The organism is Micromonospora jinlongensis, from assembly GCF_013410645.1.
GTDB classification, from domain to species: Bacteria; Actinomycetota; Actinomycetes; order Mycobacteriales; family Micromonosporaceae; genus Micromonospora; species Micromonospora zamorensis.
Genome location: NZ_JACCHK010000001.1, coordinates 848,744 through 867,528, shown reverse-complemented (window position 1 = coordinate 867,528; position 18,785 = coordinate 848,744). Strand labels below are relative to the sequence as shown.

Genomic DNA, 18,785 nt, shown 5'->3' with positions numbered 1-18,785 from the left:
GTGGATCGGGTCCTGGCCCCAGTGATCGTGGCGGATGTGTCGGCTCGTGCCGCCCCGCCGCCCGGAAGGAGCACAGTGAACCGACCCCTCAGGGCCGCCCTCGGCGGCGCCCTGACCGCCGCCCTCCTGACCTCGGTCGCCGTCGCGCCCGCGCAGGCGCACCCCGGAGTCCGGCCGCCCACCGTCCTCGCCCTCCCCGACGGGTTCCAGCCCGAGGGCATCGCCACCGCCGGAAGGTACGCCTACTTCGGCTCCCGCGCGACGGGCGCCATCCAGCGCGTCGACCTGATCACCGGCCGGGGAACGACGATCGGCGCGCCCACCGGCACACCGTCGCTCGGCCTCAAGGTCGACGCACGCGGCCGGCTGTTCGTCTCCGGCGGCACGGCCGGCGACGCCCGCGTGCTCGACACCCGCACCGGCGAGGTGCTGGCCCGCTACCAGTTCGCCACCACCCCGACGTTCGTCAACGACGTCGTCCTGACCCGCCACGCCGCGTACTTCACCGACTCCAACCGCCCGGTGCTCTACCGGCTGCCACTCGGCCGCGGTGGCGCGCTGCCGCCCGCCGACGGCTTCACCACCATCGCGCTGACCGGCGCGTACGAGCAGGTCGGCACCGGCGTCAACCTCAACGGCATCACCACCACACCGGACGGCAAGGCGTTGATCGTCGTCCAGTCGACCACCGGCACGCTGTTCCGGGTCGACCCGGCGACCGGCGTGAGCACCGTCGTGGACGTGCCCGGCCACACCTTCACCAACGGCGACGGGCTGCTGCTGCTCGGCCGCACCCTCTACGTCGTGCAGAACCGCCTCAACCAGATCGCGGTGGTCACGCTCAACCACGCCGGCACCGCCGGAACGCTCACCACCACCATCACCGACGGAAACTTCGACGTCCCCACGACCGTCGCCAAGGCGCTCGGCCGGCTCTACCTGCCCAACGCCCGCTTCACCACCACACCGACCCCGACCACGCCGTACACGGTCGTCGCGGTCCGCGCGCGCTGACCAGCCCGATGGGGGTACGCGCACCGCGCGTGCCCCCATCGGCAACCCGCGCGGGGAGAGGCCGGGGGCCGGCGCGAGTACGATCACGGGCACCGCGGCGACGACTGTCGCCTCCCCCACCCGGAGTGCGCGTGGCCAATCGTCTGTACCGGTTCCCGCGCCGAGCCCTGGCCGTGGGCCTCCTGATCGTCGCCGCCGGGCTGCCCGCCGGGTCGACGGCGGCCAGTTCCACGGACACCGGCAGACCCATGGTCCTGCGGATGCTCCAGCTGAACCTCTGCAACAGTGGCCGCGCCGGCTGCTACACCGGCCGGTCCGTCGCCGTCGCCTCCGACGTGATCAGGGCCGAGGCCCCCGACCTGGTCACCCTGAACGAGATCTGCGACGACGACGTGCCCGCCCTGCGGCGTGTGTTCGAGACCGTCCACCCGGGTCGCAGCGTCGTGGCCGCGTTCCGGGCCGCCGGCGACCGGCCCAGCGGCGCCGACACCAGGTGTCGCAACGGTCAGGCGTACGGCATCGGGCTGCTGGCCCACGTCCGGACGCCGGACACCCCGCGCGTCGTGTACAGCGGCATCCACCCGACGCAGGACCTCGCGGACCCGGAGGAGCGGGCCTGGCTCTGCGTCGACGTCGACGGCGGCCTGCTCGCCTGCACCACGCACCTGGCCAACACCGGTTACCGCGTCTCGCTCGCCCAGTGCGGCCATCTGCTCGACACGATCCTGCCGACGCTCCGCGGGAGCACCGGATCCGGGCCCGCCCTGCTCGGTGGTGACCTCAATCTGCGGGCCGACGCCGACCCCGACGTGCGCTCCTGTGCGCCGCCGGGCCACTCCCGGGTCGACGACGGCGCACGACAACACATCATGGCGACAACCGGCATCACACTCTGTTGCCGCAGGTCGGTGACCATGCGCGGGGCCACCGACCACCCCGGGCTGCTGGCCACCGTCGTCATCGACGGCAGCCGGCCCGGCCGCCCGCCGACCTGAGTCTCCGGCGACCTGTCCGCCCGTCGCGGGTCAGCGGGGCGGAGTGTCCCGACGGGACGGGAACGGGGTGCCCGGCTGGCCGAGGGTGGAGCGGGCGCGCAACCCGACCGGGTCCGGGGCGGCGACGGGCGTCGCGGCTGCCGCTTCCGGGACCCGACGCCCGTCCAGGTACGCGGCGGCGGCCCGGTCGTCGTCGGTCGGGGCGGCGAGCAGGGCGTAGAGCAGACCGACCACCCCGAAGATCACCGCAACCATGATCGGCACCAGCATGGTGCTCACCCCGACGCCGGTCACCTCGCCCGCCCGTTCGTGGCGGTGCACCGACAGGGCAGTCATGCCGGTGAAGTGCATCCCGTTCACGGCGACGCCCATGACCAGCGCGGAGGCGAAGATGGCCAACCCGCGGCGGACGGTCATCGCGAGCCACAGCGCGACGGTGGACGCCACGACCGCGATGACGACGGACAGCGCAACCCGGACGGTGTCGTACTCGAGGCTGCCGTTGAGCCGCATCGCCGCCATGCCCGTGTAGTGCATGGAGGCCACACCGGCACCCGTGAAGACGCCACCGGCGATCAGCCGTACCGGGTTCAGCCGACCGGTGCCCACGATGGCCAGGCCGATACCGACCGCCACCACCGCGATCGCCGTGCTGGCGGCGGTCAGCGGCACGTCATAACGGATCCTGGCACCTTCGACGGCGAAGCCGAGCATGGCCATGAAGTGCATCGCCCAGATGGCGGTGCCGCCCAGTGCCCAGGCCGACAGCAGACCCCACCAGGCCCGCTGGCCGTTCGTCTGCGCCCTGCGGATGCGCCCGGCGCAGACCAGTCCGAGGATCGAGCCGAGCACGGACAGCGCGTAGCTCAGCGCGGGCGTGATCCACCCGTACTCAAAGTGATTGATCTCCGCCACGGCGGTTATCTCCCCAATTGTTAGCGGCGCGTCAACAAGGCGCTCCGGCAATGATCGGGGGTGCTGTGATCAGGCGCAACAGTGCCCCCCGGGCTATCCGAGGGGTGCTGTCGCGGTGACCGTCCGATGCGTCGATTCGTCACCGATCGTGACCGAATGCGGTGATCAGGCCGAGGTGTGGTACGCCAGGACACCCCGGTTGATGGCCGCGATCGCCTGCCGTGCCGTGGAACGCAGCTCCGGGGAGGCACCGCCGGAATCGGCGAGCTGACCGAGGAGGTCGACCACCTGTCGCGCCCACCGGACGAAGTCACCGGCGGGCATCTCACCGTCGATCTCGTGACCGCTGCCGAGCACCTTGGCCAGCACCTCGCCCCGGGCCCACCGGTAGACCGGCCAGGCGAAGCCGAGATCCGGCTCCCGGGTCGCGGTCAGCCCGCGCGCCGCCTCGTCGGCCTCGATCTCCCCCCACAGCTTCAACGTCTCGTCGACCGCGTCGGCCACCGGCCCGCGCGGCAGCGACGCCCGCTCGTCGACGTCGCGGCGCGCCTCGAAGACCACCACGGACACCGCGGCGGCCAACTCGGCCGGGGACAGGCCGTTCCACACTCCCCGGCGCAGGCACTCGGCGACCAGCAGGTCCGCCTCGGTCCAGATCCGGCCGAGCATCCGCCCCGCGTCGGTGACCGCGCCGTCGCGAGCGAGGTAGCCACGGTCGGTCAACAGCGCGACGATCCGGTCGAAGGTGCGGGCGAGGGAGCCGGTACGCCCGGAGACGCGCTCGCGCAGCTCCTCGGTGTCGCGCTCCAGCCGCCGACGCCGCTCCGCCCAGCGGGCGTGGTCCTCCCGCTCCGGGCAGGCGTGGCAGGGGTGGTTCCGCAACTCGGTGCGGAGCTGGGTGATCCGGTGGTCCTCGCCGGCCGCCTGTCGGGAACGGCCACCCCGTCGGCCGCCGTGCCGGTCCAGACCGGTGCCGCTGACCTCGGCGGCGAGATCCCGCCGAGCACCCGGTGAACGGTGGTTGAAGTGCTTGGGCACCCGGATCCGGGCCAGCACCTCGGCGGGGGTGGTGAAGTCGCCGGGGCTGACCCGCCCGGCCCAGCGGTCCTGGGTGAGCACCAGCGGCCGGGGCTCCCCGAACCCACCGGTCGCCGGGTCCAGCACGACGGCCAGCCCGGCCCGACGGCCCGACGGCACCCGGATCACGTCGCCGACGCGCAGCCGCTCCAGCGACGCCACCGCGGCGGCCTTACGCTGGGTCTGTCCCTGCCGGGCGATGGCCTTCTCCCGGTCGGCGATCGCCACTCGCAGCGCGAAGTACTCGTCGAAGTCGCCGTGGTGGCAGGCGGCCTCCGCGCCGTACGCCTCGATCGTCTCGGTGTTGCGCTGCACCTGCCGGGCCAGACCGACCACCGACCGGTCCGCCTGGAACTGGGCGAACGAGGACTCCAGCAGGGCCCGGGCCGGCTCCGCGCCGACCGTGCCGACCAGGTTCACCGCCATGTTGTACGAGGGCCGGAAGCTGGAGCGCAGCGGGTAGGTGCGGGTGGACGCGAGCCCGGCCACCTGCCGTGGGTCGGTTTCCGGGGACCACACCACGACGGCGTGCCCCTCCACGTCGATGCCCCGGCGGCCGGCGCGGCCGGTGAGCTGCGTGTATTCCCCCGGGGTCAGGTCGACGTGCGCCTCGCCGTTGTACTTGACCAGGCGTTCCAGGACCACGCAGCGGGCCGGCATGTTGATGCCCAGGGCGAGGGTCTCGGTGGCGAAGACCGCCTTGACCAGGCCGCGGACGAACAACTCCTCGACGATCTCCTTGAACACCGGCAGCATGCCGGCGTGGTGGGCGGCGAGGCCGCGCTCCAGGCCGTCGAGCCACTCCCAGTAGCCCAGCACCGTCAGGTCCTCGCCCGGGATGGCGGTGACCCGGGACTCGACCACCCGGCGGATCTCGGCCCGCTCGTCCGGCGAGGTCAGCCGCAGCCCGGCGGCGAGACACTGCTGCACCGCGGCGGCGCAGCCGGCGCGACTGAAGATGAACAGGATCGCCGGCAGCAGACCCTCCCGGTCCAGTCGGTCGACGATGTCCGGGCGCATCGGGCCACGCCAGCGCGGGCCACGCCGACCAGCGCCGGGCCCCGCGCTGCGCCCCTCGCCCAACTCCAGCCGCCGCACGGTCTCCCGGGTGTAGCGCAGCAACTCCGGGTGCACGTCGTGCTTGCGGGCGGCGTCGGCGTCGTGGAACAGGTCGAACATCCGCTTGCCGACCAGCATGTGCTGCCACAACGGCACCGGTCGGTGCTCGCTGACCACCACCGCGGTCTCGCCGCGCACGGTGACCAGCCAGTCGGCGAACTCCTCGGCGTTGGAGACCGTCGCCGACAACGAGACGAGGGTGACCGAGGCGGGAAGGTGGATGATCACCTCTTCCCACACCCCGCCACGGAACCGGTCGGCCAGGTAGTGCACCTCGTCCATCACCACGTACGCCAGCCCCTGCAGCGTGCTGGAGCCCGCGTAGAGCATGTTGCGCAGCACCTCGGTGGTCATCACGATCACTGGCGCGTCGCCGTTGATCGCGTTGTCGCCGGTCAGCAGACCGACCTGCTCGGCGCCGTACCGGGCGACCAGGTCGTGGTACTTCTGGTTGGACAGCGCCTTGATCGGCGTGGTGTAGAAGCACTTGCGCCGGGGCGGCGGTGTCGCCGCGTCGTCGGCGGCCACCGGGTCGTCGGGCCGCCCGCGCAACGCCAGGTGGACGGCGAACTCGCCGACCACCGTCTTGCCGGCGCCGGTGGGTGCGCAGACCAGCACACCGCTGCCCCGCTCCAGCGACTGACACGCCTCCCGCTGAAAGTCGTCGAGGTCGAACCCCAGGTCAAGGGCGAACTCGTCCAGCGCTGGAAACTGTGAGGCCTGCGCGGCCCGGCGGCGCGCCGCTGCGTACCGCTCGGCGGGACTCGACATGACACCAAGATTAGTGCGTGCCGGGACACGACACCCCACAAGGCCGTCCGGAGGTGCCATCGGGGGCGGTCGGTAGGGTGCACGGCGTGCCGGACCATGCCGAACCGACCCAGACCCGTTCGCCGGGCAACGCCGAGGCCGCCGCCCCCCGGGCGTCCCGACGGCCCGTGAAGGCGGTGCTCTTCGACTTCCACGGCACCCTGGCCCAGGTGGAGGAGCCCCGGCAGTGGGTGCTGGAGGCCGCGGCGGCGTGCGGGGTCACCCTGGACCGGGTCCGGGCCACCTCGCTGGCCGACCGGCTCCTCACCGCCGGGCGTGCCGGAGGGCCCCTGCCGGCGCGGGTGCCACCCCGGTTGGCCGAGCTGTGGGCCGACCGGGACCTCTACCAACACGCCCACCGGGGCGCGTACACCGGGCTGGCCGAGACGGTCGACGCGGGCATCGAGGGTTTCGCCGACGCGCTCTACGAGCGGCTGCTGACCGCCGACGGCTGGCTGCCGTACGCGGACAGCGCACCGACGCTGACCGCCTTGCGCGACGCCGGGGTGCCGGTCGCCGTGGTCAGCAACATCGGCTTCGACCTGCGGCCGCACTTCGACGCGTGGGGGTTGACCGACCTGGTCGGCGCGTTCGTGCTCTCCTACGAGGTGGGGCGCTGCAAGCCCGACCCGGCGATCTTCTGGCGGGCCTGCGGGATGCTCGGTGTCGACCCGGAACAGACGCTGATGGTCGGTGACACACCGGCCGACGCGGGCGCGGTGACCGCCGGCTGCGCGGCGCTGGTGCTCCCGGCCGCCGAACCCGGCCGGGAGAACGGGCTGGGCGCCGTCCTGGACCTGGCCCTGCCGTCCTGACCGGCGGCCTGTTCGTCGTCAGTCGGGAATGTGAATCACCGGTAGTTCACCGTCGCCGTACCGGTCCTCCCCGGTGAGGATCGAGGCGTCGTGTTCGAGGACGGCCAACGCTGTGGTGGCCAGATCGGCACGGCCCGTCACCGTGCGCCAGTAGCTGAGTTCGTGCCAGGAGTGGCCGTCGGTCGAGAGCACCTCGCAGGCGTCCAGGCTCAGCAACCGGTGCAGGGTCGCCCGTTCCTTCGGGTCGCTGACGATCGCCAGCGCTTCCGCCGCGGTCACGGCGGTGACGCCGAACCTGTTGCGGTCCTGGATGACCTCGTGCAGCGGCTCCCCGACATGCACCGATCCCGACAGGTACGCCAGCAGTGCCGACCGGTCCAGCACGAGCCGGACCGGTCGGTCGTCGTCGTTGGTCACGCGGCCGGCTGGTCGAGGGTGCCGGCGGCGGCGTCCTGCGCGTGCTGGCGGGCCCTCTCGCGAAGGGCGCTGCGGCGCTCCGGCGACCATTCGGCCTCCACGGCAGCCCGGCGGGCGCGTGCCTCGGCGACGCCCTGCTCGGTGATCGGGATGCCCTGGTGGGCCAGCTCCGCGTCCAGGGCGTCCAGCCGCATCCGGTCCCGGACCGCCTGGGTGATGTAGGCGCTGGCGTTGGACTCGCGCTCCAGGCGCTCAGCCACGTCGGGTGGCACAGAGATGGACAGTTTCCGCATCGCGCTGGTCATACCAGGGACCGTACGCCGGTAGCACCGGGTTGGCGAGCACCTACGTCGGTCGGCGTCGCGGTAGCCGCGCGCGACCCCGGCCCCGAACGGCGGGACAGCGCCGCCCGGAACCGGGGTCACCGCTCAGGCGGACCCTGCCTCGCGCAGGGGACGCCAGGCCAGGGCGGTGATCGTCACCATCACGGCGGCGGCAATCCAGAACGGCGTGGTGATCTCCCAGGCGCTGGCGAACAGGCCGCCGAGGAGCGAGCCCAGCGCAGCACCACCGAGATCCAGCAACGCGTACACGCTGCCGACACGCCCACGGAGGTGTGACGGCACGACCCGCTGCCGGGTAGTGGTGACGGTGATGCCCCACACCATGGCATGGATGCTGAACAGGACCAGGACGATGGCGGCCGTCCAGGGTGTCGTCGTGATCGCCAGGGACACGTGCGTGACGATCTCGACGACCAGGCCGACACGCAGCACGGCGACGCTGCCGAACGCCCGCGTGAGTTTCGCCGCGACCACACTGCCGAACAGGCCGCCGACCGCGAAGGCGGTCAGCAGGAAGCCGAAACCGACACCGGAGACACCCAGACGTTCCCGGCAGTAGAGCACGAACACCGCGAACGCGGCCCCGAACGCGATGTTGCTCAGGCCCATGCTGACGGCGAGGACCCGTAGCAGCCGGTGGTTCCACAACCACCGCACACCAGCGGCGACCTCGGCGCGCAGCGAGGCCCGCCGACGCGGTTCATCGGAGACCGGAACCCGTCGGATGCCCGCTGTCAGCGCCGCCGAGATCGCGAACGTGAGCGCGTCGAACCCGAACGGTACGGCGGCGGAGATGACGAACAGCCACGCGCCGAGCGGTTTGGCGACGAACTGGTTGCCGATGGTGAAACTCGCGTAGAGCCGGGCGTTGGCGCTCGCCAGTCGGTCAGGGGCGACCACCGCCGGGAGCAGGGCCCCCATGGCGGTGTCCGCGAGGGTTTCTCCAGCGCCCAGGAGGAAGAGCGCCACGTAGATGACGGTGACGGTGACGGTGTCGGTTGCGACGGTGGCCGCCAACCCCGCCAGGGCCGCAGCGCGCACCAGGTTGACGACCACGACCACGCGGCGCCGGTCGAGTCGGTCGACATAGGCGCCGCTGATCAGGGCGAACAGCAGCCAGGGGAGTTGCTGCGCGAAGACGGCTCCGGCGACGAGGGCCGGGTTGTCGGTGACGGAGGCGACCAGTAGCGGGCCGGCGGCCATCGTGACGCCGTCTCCGACGTTCGACACCGCCGCCGCGGTCCACAGTCTGGTGAAGTCCGCGCCCAGACGCGCGGATGCAGGGGCACGCAAAATAGCTCCTCGAGCCAGGGAAGGAAACGGTCGTGGGACCGCTCCGCGGCGAGGAGCACCGGACCACCGGTGGGATCTCCGGTGGCGCCCGATCAGTGCCGGACGGGCCCTCGCGGCGAAGCGGAGACCGGGACCAGGTCGAGGCGCATTCCAGCTCCCAACTGTGGATCAATACGTTCCGAGCAGAGTACCCGCCCATCGACGCTTGCGTATGCCCAGCCGCCCGACGGGCAACCGAACGACGAGGCTCGCGTTTCGGCAGGTCGACACCGCCGCCGGCCGGCCGGAGCCGACCGCCTAGCGTCATGGCCGTGACCGACACCCTGCTGCCCGCGCCGAAGCCGGCCGACGCGCCACCGGAGCGCCGCGGTGGCGTCGCCGCCGTGGGCTTGGTGCTCGGTGGGGCCCTGTCGGTGCAGTTCGGCTCCGCCGTGGCCGCACTGCTCTTCCCGCGCACCGGGGTGGCCGGCGCGGTGACCCTCCGGTTGACGATCTCGGCGGTGCTGCTGCTCGTCGTGTGCCGGCCCCGGCTGCGCGGACACGACCGTTCGGCCTGGCTCGCGGCGGGCGCGTTCGGGTTGGCGCTGGCCGGCATGAACTCGCTCTTCTACCAGGCCATCGAACGCATCCCGCTGGGTCCGGCGGTGACGCTGGAGGTGCTCGGCCCGTTGGCGCTGTCGGTGTTCAGCGCCCGACGACTGGCCAGCTGGGGCTGGGCGGGGCTGGCGCTGGCCGGGGTGGCGCTGCTCGGCCAGGGCGGCTTCGACCGACTGGACCCGGTCGGCGTGGCCTTCGCGTTCGGCGCCGGGGCCATGTGGGCCGCGTACATCGTGCTGAGTGCGCGCGTCGGCAGCCGGTTCCCGGGCGCGGACGGGCTGGCCCTGGCACTGACCCTCGCCGCGCTGGTCACCCTGCCGCTGGGCATCGTCGACGGCGGCGCCGTACTGCTCGACCCGACGATCCTGGCGCTGGGCACCGCCCTCGCGGTGCTCGCCTCCGGCCTGCCCTACACGCTGGAGCTGCTGGCCCTGCGGCGGATGCCCACCGCCACCTTCGCGGTGATGATGAGCCTCGGCCCGGCCATCGCCACCCTCGCCGGATGGCTGGTGCTGCGACAGGCCCTGACCCTGCTGGAGTGCGCCGCCATCGTGCTGGTCATCGCCGCCAGCATCGGGGCGGTACGGGTCAACGCAACAGCCGCAGGGCGCCCGGCACGGCGCTGATCGTCACCGGCAGGGTCAGCGAGCGCTCCCCGTCGGCGTACGTGGTGATGCCCTCGGCGCTCAACTCCACGGTGCGGGCGCGGAAGCTGCGCACCAGCGGGTGACTGACGTGGCTGCCCTGGTAGATGCGCGGCTTCACCCGGACCAGGGTCCGCCGGTTGACCCGGCCCGCCACCACCACGTCGAGCAGCCCGTCGGTCGGGTCGGCGTCGGGGCAGATCCGCATCCCGCCGCCGTACGTCGGGCAGTTGCCCACCGCCACCAGCACCGCGTCCAGCTCGTGCGGCACCCCGTCGAGGCGCAACGTGTAGCGGCGGGGCCGCAGCCGGGCCAGCTCGACCAGGATCGCCAGGTCGTAGCGGCGGGGGCCGCGCGGCCAGCGCATCCGGTTGGCCCGCTCGTTGACGATCGCGTCGAACCCGGCCGCGAGGACCGCCCCGTACCAGCGTTCGACACCGTCGCTGTCGGTCATCCGGGCCAGGTCGACGGCGCGGCTGCGGCCGTCGCGCAGTGCTGACGCGATCACGTCCGCCGCAGCGAGCGGGTCGGCCGGGAAACCGGTGTCCAGGGCGAAATCGTTGCCGGTGCCGGCCGGGATCGGGCCGAACGGCACATCCGTGCCGGCGACCGCCTGCAACGCCCGGTGCACGGTTCCGTCCCCGCCGATCGCCACCAGCGCGCCCGCACCGTCGGCGACCGCAGCACGGCACGCCGCCTCCGCCTCGGCCGGACTGGACGCTTGCAGCAACCGGACCGGTCGGCCCGCGGCGGCCAGACCGTCCAGCAGCCGAGGCAGCAGGGCCCGGTAGCGTCCCCGCCCGGCGGTCGGGTTCGTGAGTACAGCCACCGGGCCGCCGGCGAGCGGGGCGCGGCCGACCGGTCCACCGGCGACCGGGCCGGGCAGGTGATCGTCTGCGGTCACGGGCAGCACCGTACCGGTCCGACACCCGCCGTTCACCAGGGGCGGGCGACGTCACGGTCAGTCCCGCCGTGGGCGCTGCCGGTGAAGCAGCGACGCCGTCCCCGGAAGACGGGGACGGCGTCGGTGGACCGGGCGGCGCGGAGCCGTCAGGTCATGTCGTCGTAGCGGCGTTCGATCGGCGCCGGCCTGGCGATCGGCTCGGGTACGCCGATCGGCGCGGCCGAGTCGACCCGCTGCCCGGCCACGACCGGGTCCGCGTCGAACTCCAACGGCGACACCTCGTCGTCGTCGATGCCGGCGTAGACCTCCTTGCCACGCCCCCGCCGCTTGTCGTTGAGGAACGCGATCCCCACCGCGCCGAAGTAGAGCGCGGACAGACAGATCGCCAGGGCCGTCATCCCGAACGGGTCCGGGGTGGGGGTGACCACGGCGGAGAAGGCGAAGAACACGAAGATCGCCACCCGCCACCAGCTGAGCAGCCGCTTCGCGCTGGTGATGCCCACGAAGTTCAGCATGAGCACCAGCAGCGGGAACTCGAACGCCACACCGAACAGCAAGATCAGGTTGGTGACGAAGGAGATGTACTTGGTGATCTCCAGCGTTGTGCTGATCTCGCTGTCCGAGATGCTGAGCAGGAACTCAAGGCCCTTGGCCGTGACGAAGTACGCCAGCACCGCGCCGGCCGCGAACAGCGGCGCGGCCAGGGCGGTGAAGAAGTACGCGTAGCGCCGCTCGTGCCGGTGCAGGCCGGGCGCGATGAACGCCCAGAGCTGGTAGAGCCAGACCGGCGCGGCCACGATCAACCCGACCCAGAGCGCGACCTTCAGGTTGAGCAGGAACAGGTCGGCCGGGCCGAGCTGCACGAACTCGCACTTGCCGTCGACGAACCGGGCCTGCGGCAGGTCACAGTAGGGCTGTTGGAGCAGGTGCAGCACCGGCTTGGCCAGCCAGATACCCAGGCCGAAGCCGATCAGGATCGCCAGCGAGGCGCGGAACAGACGGTTGCGCAGTTCGCGGACGTGCTCGATGAGCGTCATCGACCCGTCGGCGGCCCGCTCAAAGGTGCTCGGGCCGCGCTTGCGCAGTGCGAAGGCCACGGTGGTGGGGCCTTTCGGTCAGTTGTCGCGGACGCGGTGCACCGGGTCGACGACCGGCTGCTGCGTCGGCCCCTGCTGGTAGGGCGCCTGCTGCGGCTGCCCGGTGTACGGCGCCTGCTGCCCGGCGTGCGGCGGCAGCGGCTGGTAGCCGGACTGCGCGTCGGCCTTCTCGGCGAGGTCGCGGTCGTCGTCCTGCAGGCTCTTGGTCTCGGCCTTGATGATCCGCAGCGACCGACCCAGCGAACGGGCAGCGTCGGGGAGCCGCTTCGCACCGAAGAGCAGGATCAGCACAACCACGAGAACAGCGATGTGCCACGGCTTGAGGGCACCCATGAGAAGCTCCAGTCGGTCTGTGTCCGAGGGGTGGTACGCAGCCCATCGTACGTGCGGATCGGCCGCCCGCCACCCGCCGGGTGGTGATGGTCTGGCCCGGAGGGTGAAGTCTTGACCAACCCGGGATGATCCGTCAACAACCCGAACGACCGGTTGGTCAGCCGCGCTTGGCCTTGATCAGCGCGATCCGCTGAGACGTGGTGTCGAGTTGGCGTTGCACACCCTCGGCGCGCTGCTGCAACGACTCGGCCGTCTCCCGCAACGCCTCGGCCTCGGCGGCCCGCCGCTGCAACGCCACGGCGGCGCGGCGCAGCCCAGGCAGCCGGGTCAGCACCGGGCGCACGGCCAACGCGAGCGCCACGAGGGGAAGCAGCACCACCGCAAGCACGATCCAGATCAGCACGGCGGTCAGCCTACTGGGTGCGCCCGGCCACCGCCGGGTCGCCCGACGGCGCGGTCTCCGGGTCGACCTCGGGCTGCCGGGGCGCGGCGGTCGGGGTGGGCACGGCGTACGCGTCCAGGGCGGCGGCCGCCGTCGCCCGCACCTGCTCGGCCAACTCGACCGGGGCGACCACCGTGGCGTCCGGGCCGAGGCCCAGCACGAACCGGCGGGCCCACCCCAGATCGGTGACCCGTAGCGACACGAGCCACTGGTCGCCGTCGCCGGCCTCGACGCGCTCACACGGGTAGTACTCGGTGATCCACCGCTCGCTGCGGCCGATACGCAGCGTGATCAGCGGCAGGTCGGGCGAGGGGCGGAAGACACCCTCGGTGAGGTCGTGCGGGACGGCCTGCGGCGGCACGGTGGCCGGCTCGGCCAGCTCGGTGATCGCGTCGATCCGGTCGGCCCGGAACAGGCGGACCGCCTCCGCGCGCCGACACCACGCCTCCACGTACGCGCGGCCGCCGACCATCAGCATCCGCAGCGGGTCGATGACGCGGTCGGTGGTCTCGTCCCGGGCAGCGGTGTAGTAGGTGATCCGCAGCGCCTTCCCGCCCTCCACGGCGGCGCGCAGCGCCTCGACCCGCCGGGTGTCGCCCGGCAGTCGGACCGCCACCGGCGCGCCCACCAGGTCCCCCGCGTCCTCGATCTTCGCCAGGGCCCGTTCGACGGCCTCCCGGTTGGCCACCCCGGGCGTCTCGGCGAGCATTCGCAACGCCACGACCAACGCGAGGGCCTCGTCCGGGGTGAGCCGCAGCGGCCGGTCGATGCCGGCGTCATAGGTGATGGTCACCCGATCACCGTCGAACGCCATGTCGATCAGGTCACCCGGGCCGTAACCGGGCAGCCCGCACACCCAGAGCAGCTCCAGGTCCTCCCGGAGCTGCCGCTCGGTGACGCCGAGGTCACCTGCCGCCTCGGCGATCTCGATGCCCGGACGGGCCAGCAGGTAGGGCACCAGGTTGAGCAGCCGGGCCAGCCGGTCGGCGGACGCGCGGGAGCCGCCCCGGGCGGCCGGGCGGGTCACCGGGCACCCCCGCTGACGGCCAGCTCGTCGTGTCGGACGGCGATCTCCTTGAGTCGTTGGATGACGGCCTCGCGGACCTCAGGCGGGTCGAGCACCCGCACGTCCGGGCCGTAGCCGACGAGGTGGCCGGCCAGCCCGTCCGGGTCCGCGTACGGCAGGACCAGCCGGTCACCGTCCGGCCCGGCGGTCACCTCCACCGCCCAACGGCGCAGCCCGGCGGCACGGCCCGGGGCGGCCAGGACGGTGGCCCGGCCGGTGCGCTCCACCGGACCCGACCAACGGGCCACATGGCTGATCAGGTCGACGTTGGCCGGGGGCTCATACGCGCCGGGCGCGCCGGTCACCCGGACCGTGCCGACGACGCGGGACAGCCGGAAGCAGCGGGTCGCCGCCCGGTCCAGGTCGTGGCCGACCACATACCACCGGCCGCGCCAGCAGACCACGCCCCACGGTTGCAGCCGACGCCGGCTCGGCGCGTCCCGGTCGGGCACCCGGTAGTCGAACCCGACCTCGCGGCGGTCCCGGGCGGCGGCGGTCAGCGGCGCGAACGCCGGGTCGACAGTGACCATCGGCTCCAGGCCGAGAGTGGCCTGCGGGTCGACGTCCACGCCGGCGGCACGCAGCTTGGCCAGCCCGGACGACGCGGCGGCGGCCAACCCGGCGTGCTGCCACAGCCGTGCGGCGATGCCGACAGCGGCGGCCTCGTCCGGCTCCAGGAGGATGTCGGGCAGCGCGTATTCGCGGTGGGCGATCCGGTAGCCGGGCTCGGCGTCGAAGGCGCTCGCCGTGCCGGTCTCCAGTGGCACACCCAGCTCACGCAGCTCAGCCTTGTCGCGCTCGAACTTGCGCTGGAACGCTTCGTGGTCGCGCGCGTCATCGGGATCATGCTCGTAACCGGGCACGGTCGCGGCGATCTGCGCGGCGGTCAGGAACCGTCGCGTGGACAGCAGGCAGATCACCAGGTTGACCAGGCGTTCGGTGCGGGTCCGCGACACGCGGTAGACGCTAGCAGTCGACACGCCCACGACGTGCACCCGCGCGGGCGTGCCGCACATCTGTTCGGATCGGGCGCACTTCCGGCGCGCTCCCCAGCGCGGCGACGGCCGCGGTCTTAGGGTTGCCCTCATGTCGCAGGGGGAGGCCAGGCCGGCGAGCGAGAGCGTCGGCACGGTGATCGTCGCGGGTGCCGCCAACCTCGCCATCGCGATCGCCAAGCTGATCGCCGGGGTGATCTCCGGCTCGGCCGCCATGCTGTCCGAGGCGGCGCACTCGGTCGCCGACACCACCACCGAGGTGCTGCTCTACCAGGCGCTGCGCCGCGGTGCCCGGCCGGCGGACCAGCGGCGCCCCTTCGGGTACGGCAAGGAGAACTACGTCTGGGCGTTCTTCGCGGCGATGTTCACCTTCGTCGCCGGCGCCGGCTTCGCCGTCACCCACGGCGTCACCACGATCCTGGTGCACGAGCACAGCGGCGACTACCTGGTCTCGTACATCGTTCTGGCGGTGTCGTTCGTCATCGAGTCGATCTCCCTGGCCCGGGCCCTGCGGCAGGTCCGCAGCGAGTCCCGGCGCTGGCGGACCACTCCCCGACGCTTCCTGCGACTGACCGCCGACACCACCGTCAAGGCGGTCTTCCTGGAGGACAGCGCGGCCCTGATCGGTCTGCTGCTGGCCGGTGCCGGCGTCGGCCTGTCCCACGCCACCGGCGACGAGGTGTGGGACGGCGTCGCGTCGATCCTGATCGGGCTCCTGCTGCTGACGGTCGCCGGGATCCTCGCCGCCAACAACCTGTCGCTGCTGGTCGGTCGGGCCGTCCCGGAGCGGGTGCGTCACGAGATCGAGCAGGAGTTGACCGGGCTACCCGAGGTGGAGCGGATCGACACCCTGATGACCATGCAGCTCGGCCCGGACGACATCCTGGTCGCTGCCAAGGTCGACTTCAGCGACGAGGCCACCGGCGCGGCCATCGAGGCCACCGCCGACGAGGCCGAGCGACGGCTCACCGAGCGGTACCCGGAAATCCGTTACGTGTTCCTCGACCCCACCCGCTCGTTGCCCGGAGCCACCGGCCGGGCCCGGCACACCCAGGCCGCGCCGGACCCGCGGTCCGACGACAGGCCCGACCGCCCCTGAACGAGCCGCACGGCAGCACCCGGGCGCGGGCCGCCGGGCCCGCGCGGCTAGCGTGCCCGTCATGGTGCGATGGCGTACGGGGACGGTGGCGACGCTGCGACGGCAGTGGACCGGGGCGGTGGAACTGGACGTCGACCTGACCGACGGCACGCGCATGCGGGCGCTGGCCTACCCCGAACTGGTCGGCACGCCGGAGCCCGGCGACCGGGTGCTGCTCAACGCCGGCGCGCTGCTGATGGGGTTGGGCACCGGCGGGTACGCCCTGGTGGTGGCCCTGCCGGACCGGCTGCCGCCGGACCCGCCGGAGGTCGGCGACACCCGCGACGCCGGTCACCTGGTCAAGGCCCGCTACACGCCGTTGCAGCCGATCCTGCTCGGCGTGGACGAGGAGGCGTCCCCGCACCGCGACGTGCTGGCCGACGCGGACGACCTGGGCGGTCTGCCGGTGGTCACCGCCGACCTGCACTCGGCGCTGCCGGCGATCCTGGCCGGCATCCGGGCCGACGCACCGCGGGCGCGGGTGGCGTACCTGCTCACCGACGGTGGGGCGCTGCCCGCCTGGTTCTCCCGTACCCTCGCCGGGCTGCGGACCGAACTGGCCGGCACGATCACCGTCGGGCAGGCCTTCGGCGGTGACCTGGAGGCCACCACCCTGCACGGCGGCCTGCTCGCCGCCCGGTACGTGCTGGGCGCCGACGTGGCCATCGTGGCCCAGGGGCCTGGCAATCTGGGCACCGGCACCCGATGGGGGTTCTCCGGCGTCGCCGTCGGTGAGGCGGTCAACGCGATCGCCACGCTCGGCGGACGGCCGGTCGGCTCGTTGCGCATCTCCGACGCCGACCCCCGCCCCCGACACCGGGGCGTGTCGCATCACAGCCTCACCGCGTACGGCCGGGTGGCTCTCGCCCCGGCGGAGCTGGTGGTGCCCGACGACCTGGACCCGGACCTCGCCGCCGAGGTGGACGCGTCGCTGGCGCCTCTGACGGCCCGGCACCGGATCGTCCGGGTGCCCACCACCGGTCTCGACGCCGCGCTGCGCGCCAGCGCCGTGCCCCTGTCCACCATGGGCCGTGGCCTCGACGCCGACCACGCGTACTTCCTGGCCGCAGCCGCCGCCGGCCGCCACGCGGTAACCCTGCTGCCCTGACGGGTCTCGGGCGACGGGAGGACGTCGCTCAGGCGAGGAAGATCAGCGCGAGCCAGCCGCCCACGATGAGCACCAGCGCCAGGGCCAGCACCCACGTCGGGACGGTGTATTCACCGCGCCGGTTTCGGTCGACCTCGGCGCGGATCTTCTCGCGTCGGCGTTCGACCCAGTTCTGCCGCTCGGTGCCGCGCTCGGAGCGGTCGGAAGGTCCAGAAGTCGTCATGGCGCGCTCAGCTTAACCGCTCAGCGCGGCGGGCTGACCGGCCCCGTCGGCGCAGCGCACCGCCGGGGCCGGCAATCGGTCACATGCTGGCGATCAGCCGCTCCACCCGCTCGTCGTACGCCCGGAACGGGTCCTTGCAGAGGACGGTGCGCTGCGCCTGGTCGTTGAGCTTCAGGTGCACCCAGTCGACGGTGAAGTCCCGCCGCTTCTCCTGGGCGTGCCGGATGAACTCGCCGCGCAGCCGGGCCCGCGTGGTCTGCGGCGGGGTTTCCTTCGCCTCGAAGATCTCCGGGTCGGTGGTCACCCGGTCGACCTCGCCGCGGCGCTCCAGCAGCCCGTAGAGGCCCCGACCGCGACGCACGTCGTGGTAGGCCAGGTCCATCTGCGCCACCCGGGGGTGCGACAGCGGCAGGTCGTGCTTGCGCTGGTAGCGCTCGATCAGCCGCAGTTTGCTGACCCAGTCGATCTCCCGGGAGACCGGCTCCAGGTCGCCGGTCTCCACCGCGTTGAGCACCCGGCCCCACAGTTCGACGACCCGCTTGGCGGCCTGGTCGCCGCCGCGCCGCTCGACGAACTCGGTGGCCTTGGCCAGGTATTCCTGCTGGATGTCCAGGGCGCTGACCTCCTTGCCGTTGGCCAGCCGCACCTTGCGCCGGCCGGTGATGTCGTGCGACACCTCCCGGATCGCCCGGATCGGGTTCTCCAGGGACAGGTCGCGCATCACCACCCCGGCCTCGATCATCCGCAGCACGATGTCGGCGGTGCCGACCTTGAGCAGCGTGGTGACCTCGTTCATGTTGGAATCACCGACGATCACGTGCAGCCGCCGGTAGCGCTCGGCGTCGGCGTGCGGCTCGTCGCGGGTGTTGATGATCGGACGGCTGCGGGTGGTCGCCGAGGAGACGCCCTCCCAGATGTGCTCGGCCCGCTGCGACAGGCAGTAGACCGCGCCGCGCGGGGTCTGCAGAACCTTGCCGGCCCCGCAGATCAACTGCCGGGTGACCAGGAACGGGATGAGTACGTCGGCGAGCCGGCCGAACTCGCCGTGCCGGGACACCAGGTAGTTCTCGTGGCAGCCGTACGAGTTGCCGGCCGAGTCGGTGTTGTTCTTGAACAGGTAGATCTCACCCGCGATGCCCTCGTCGTGCAGTCGCTTCTCCGCGTCGACCAGCAGGCCCTCCAGGATCCGCTCGCCAGCCCGGTCGTGGGCGACAAGATCGGTCACCGAGTCGCACTCCGGAGTCGCGTACTCCGGATGCGACCCGACGTCCAGGTAGAGCCGGGCCCCATTGCGCAGGAAGACGTTGCTCGACCGACCCCAGGACACCACGCGGCGGAACAGATACCGCGCGACCTCGTCCGGGGACAGCCGCCGCTGCCCGCGATAGGTGCAGGTGACGCCGTACTCGGTCTCGAGGCCGAAGATTCGCCGCTCCATG

At 72.7% G+C, this 18,785-nt stretch carries 19 protein-coding genes; 6 read left to right on the top strand and 13 right to left on the bottom strand.

Features of this window, described 5'->3' with window-relative positions:
- Positions 1-75 precede the first annotated feature (75 nt).
- Together HNR22_RS03430 and HNR22_RS03425 are read left to right on the top strand one after the other, a co-directional pair.
- Positions 76-1,014: an NHL repeat-containing protein gene (locus HNR22_RS03430; RefSeq protein WP_179779035.1), complete on the top strand. Its 939-nt coding sequence runs from the start codon at positions 76-78 to the stop codon at positions 1,012-1,014.
- A gap of 131 nt (positions 1,015-1,145) precedes the next feature.
- A complete protein-coding gene (locus tag HNR22_RS03425) occupies positions 1,146-2,009 on the top strand; it encodes an endonuclease/exonuclease/phosphatase family protein (protein WP_343059662.1) in 864 nt (287 codons plus the stop codon).
- A gap of 30 nt (positions 2,010-2,039) precedes the next feature.
- Here the strand turns inward: HNR22_RS03425 and HNR22_RS03420 are convergent, their stop codons facing one another.
- Together HNR22_RS03420 and HNR22_RS03415 are read right to left on the bottom strand one after the other, a co-directional pair.
- Complete coding sequence (locus HNR22_RS03420) at positions 2,040-2,924, bottom strand: MHYT domain-containing protein (protein WP_179779033.1); 885 nt, start codon at positions 2,922-2,924, stop codon at positions 2,040-2,042.
- A gap of 165 nt (positions 2,925-3,089) precedes the next feature.
- The gene (locus tag HNR22_RS03415) at positions 3,090-5,891 is read right to left on the bottom strand and encodes a DEAD/DEAH box helicase (RefSeq protein ID WP_179779032.1); all 2,802 of its coding nucleotides are present in this window, start codon (positions 5,889-5,891) and stop codon (positions 3,090-3,092) included.
- 86 nt (positions 5,892-5,977) lie between these two features.
- On the opposite strand from HNR22_RS03415, the gene HNR22_RS03410 reads away from it, so the two are divergent.
- A complete protein-coding gene (locus HNR22_RS03410) occupies positions 5,978-6,745 on the top strand; it encodes an HAD-IA family hydrolase (RefSeq protein WP_179779031.1) in 768 nt (255 codons plus the stop codon).
- A gap of 18 nt (positions 6,746-6,763) precedes the next feature.
- Here HNR22_RS03410 and HNR22_RS03405 read toward each other — a convergent pair whose 3' ends face one another.
- The 3 genes from HNR22_RS03405 to HNR22_RS03395 all read right to left on the bottom strand — a co-directional run bounded on the left by HNR22_RS03405 (position 6,764) and on the right by HNR22_RS03395 (position 8,799).
- Positions 6,764-7,162: a PIN domain-containing protein gene (locus tag HNR22_RS03405; RefSeq protein WP_179779030.1), complete on the bottom strand. Its 399-nt coding sequence runs from the start codon at positions 7,160-7,162 to the stop codon at positions 6,764-6,766.
- Positions 7,159-7,467 (bottom strand): hypothetical protein, encoded by a 309-nt coding sequence (locus HNR22_RS03400; protein WP_179779029.1) that lies wholly within the window; start codon positions 7,465-7,467, stop codon positions 7,159-7,161. Before HNR22_RS03400 ends, HNR22_RS03405 begins: the two co-directional genes overlap by 4 nt.
- 123 nt (positions 7,468-7,590) lie before the next feature.
- Positions 7,591-8,799 carry an MFS transporter gene (locus HNR22_RS03395; protein ID WP_179779028.1) on the bottom strand — a complete coding sequence of 403 codons (1,209 nt, stop codon included), beginning with the start codon at positions 8,797-8,799 and terminating at the stop codon, positions 7,591-7,593.
- 305 nt (positions 8,800-9,104) lie between these two features.
- Between HNR22_RS03395 and HNR22_RS03390 the strand changes: the two genes are divergently transcribed.
- Positions 9,105-10,022: an EamA family transporter gene (locus HNR22_RS03390; RefSeq protein ID WP_179779027.1), complete on the top strand. Its 918-nt coding sequence runs from the start codon at positions 9,105-9,107 to the stop codon at positions 10,020-10,022.
- On the opposite strand, the gene HNR22_RS03385 is transcribed toward HNR22_RS03390, so the two are convergent.
- The 6 genes from HNR22_RS03385 to HNR22_RS03360 all read right to left on the bottom strand — a co-directional run bounded on the left by HNR22_RS03385 (position 9,985) and on the right by HNR22_RS03360 (position 14,838).
- The gene (locus tag HNR22_RS03385; protein WP_218907058.1) at positions 9,985-10,926 is read right to left on the bottom strand and encodes a diacylglycerol kinase; all 942 of its coding nucleotides are present in this window, start codon (positions 10,924-10,926) and stop codon (positions 9,985-9,987) included. The two genes, HNR22_RS03390 and HNR22_RS03385, sit on opposite strands and share 38 nt — an antisense overlap.
- A gap of 164 nt (positions 10,927-11,090) precedes the next feature.
- On the bottom strand, positions 11,091-12,041 hold the full coding sequence (tatC, locus tag HNR22_RS03380) for a twin-arginine translocase subunit TatC (protein ID WP_179779025.1): 951 nt from the start codon (positions 12,039-12,041) through the stop codon (positions 11,091-11,093).
- 18 nt (positions 12,042-12,059) lie between these two features.
- Positions 12,060-12,374 carry a Sec-independent protein translocase subunit TatA gene (gene tatA / locus HNR22_RS03375; protein ID WP_179779024.1) on the bottom strand — a complete coding sequence of 105 codons (315 nt, stop codon included), beginning with the start codon at positions 12,372-12,374 and terminating at the stop codon, positions 12,060-12,062.
- Between the two features lie 157 nt (positions 12,375-12,531).
- A complete protein-coding gene (locus HNR22_RS03370; RefSeq protein ID WP_179779023.1) occupies positions 12,532-12,777 on the bottom strand; it encodes a hypothetical protein in 246 nt (81 codons plus the stop codon).
- A 10-nt stretch (positions 12,778-12,787) separates the two neighbouring features.
- Entirely contained in the window at positions 12,788-13,843 is a 1,056-nt protein-coding gene (locus HNR22_RS03365) for a WYL domain-containing protein (RefSeq protein WP_179779022.1), read from the bottom strand.
- Positions 13,840-14,838, bottom strand: a complete 999-nt coding sequence (locus HNR22_RS03360; RefSeq protein WP_179779021.1) for a helix-turn-helix transcriptional regulator — start codon at positions 14,836-14,838, stop codon at positions 13,840-13,842. Before HNR22_RS03360 ends, HNR22_RS03365 begins: the two co-directional genes overlap by 4 nt.
- A 130-nt stretch (positions 14,839-14,968) precedes the next feature.
- Between HNR22_RS03360 and HNR22_RS03355 the strand changes: the two genes are divergently transcribed.
- Together HNR22_RS03355 and HNR22_RS03350 are read left to right on the top strand one after the other, a co-directional pair.
- On the top strand, positions 14,969-15,976 hold the full coding sequence (locus HNR22_RS03355; RefSeq protein WP_179779020.1) for a cation diffusion facilitator family transporter: 1,008 nt from the start codon (positions 14,969-14,971) through the stop codon (positions 15,974-15,976).
- A 61-nt stretch (positions 15,977-16,037) separates the two neighbouring features.
- Positions 16,038-17,123 carry a DUF3866 family protein gene (locus HNR22_RS03350; protein ID WP_179779019.1) on the top strand — a complete coding sequence of 362 codons (1,086 nt, stop codon included), beginning with the start codon at positions 16,038-16,040 and terminating at the stop codon, positions 17,121-17,123.
- A 28-nt stretch (positions 17,124-17,151) separates the two neighbouring features.
- On the opposite strand, the gene HNR22_RS03345 is transcribed toward HNR22_RS03350, so the two are convergent.
- Together HNR22_RS03345 and pafA are read right to left on the bottom strand one after the other, a co-directional pair.
- A complete protein-coding gene (locus HNR22_RS03345; protein WP_088948118.1) occupies positions 17,152-17,346 on the bottom strand; it encodes a hypothetical protein in 195 nt (64 codons plus the stop codon).
- 79 nt (positions 17,347-17,425) lie between these two features.
- Positions 17,426-18,784, bottom strand: coding sequence for a Pup--protein ligase (gene pafA / locus HNR22_RS03340; protein WP_088948117.1), 1,359 nt, complete (start codon positions 18,782-18,784; stop codon positions 17,426-17,428).
- Position 18,785 lies beyond the last annotated feature (1 nt).

Coding starts and splice junctions, on each gene's coding strand:
- HNR22_RS03415 (WP_179779032.1), bottom strand. CDS start 5,891: ATGTCGAGTCCCGCCGAGCGGTACGCAGCGGCGCGCCGCCGGGCCGCG.
- HNR22_RS03400 (WP_179779029.1), bottom strand. CDS start 7,467: ATGACCAGCGCGATGCGGAAACTGTCCATCTCTGTGCCACCCGACGTG.
- HNR22_RS03390 (WP_179779027.1), top strand. CDS start 9,105: ATGGCCGTGACCGACACCCTGCTGCCCGCGCCGAAGCCGGCCGACGCG.
- tatA (WP_179779024.1), bottom strand. CDS start 12,374: ATGGGTGCCCTCAAGCCGTGGCACATCGCTGTTCTCGTGGTTGTGCTG.
- HNR22_RS03355 (WP_179779020.1), top strand. CDS start 14,969: ATGTCGCAGGGGGAGGCCAGGCCGGCGAGCGAGAGCGTCGGCACGGTG.
- HNR22_RS03350 (WP_179779019.1), top strand. CDS start 16,038: ATGGTGCGATGGCGTACGGGGACGGTGGCGACGCTGCGACGGCAGTGG.
- HNR22_RS03345 (WP_088948118.1), bottom strand. CDS start 17,346: ATGACGACTTCTGGACCTTCCGACCGCTCCGAGCGCGGCACCGAGCGG.
- pafA (WP_088948117.1), bottom strand. CDS start 18,784: ATGGAGCGGCGAATCTTCGGCCTCGAGACCGAGTACGGCGTCACCTGC.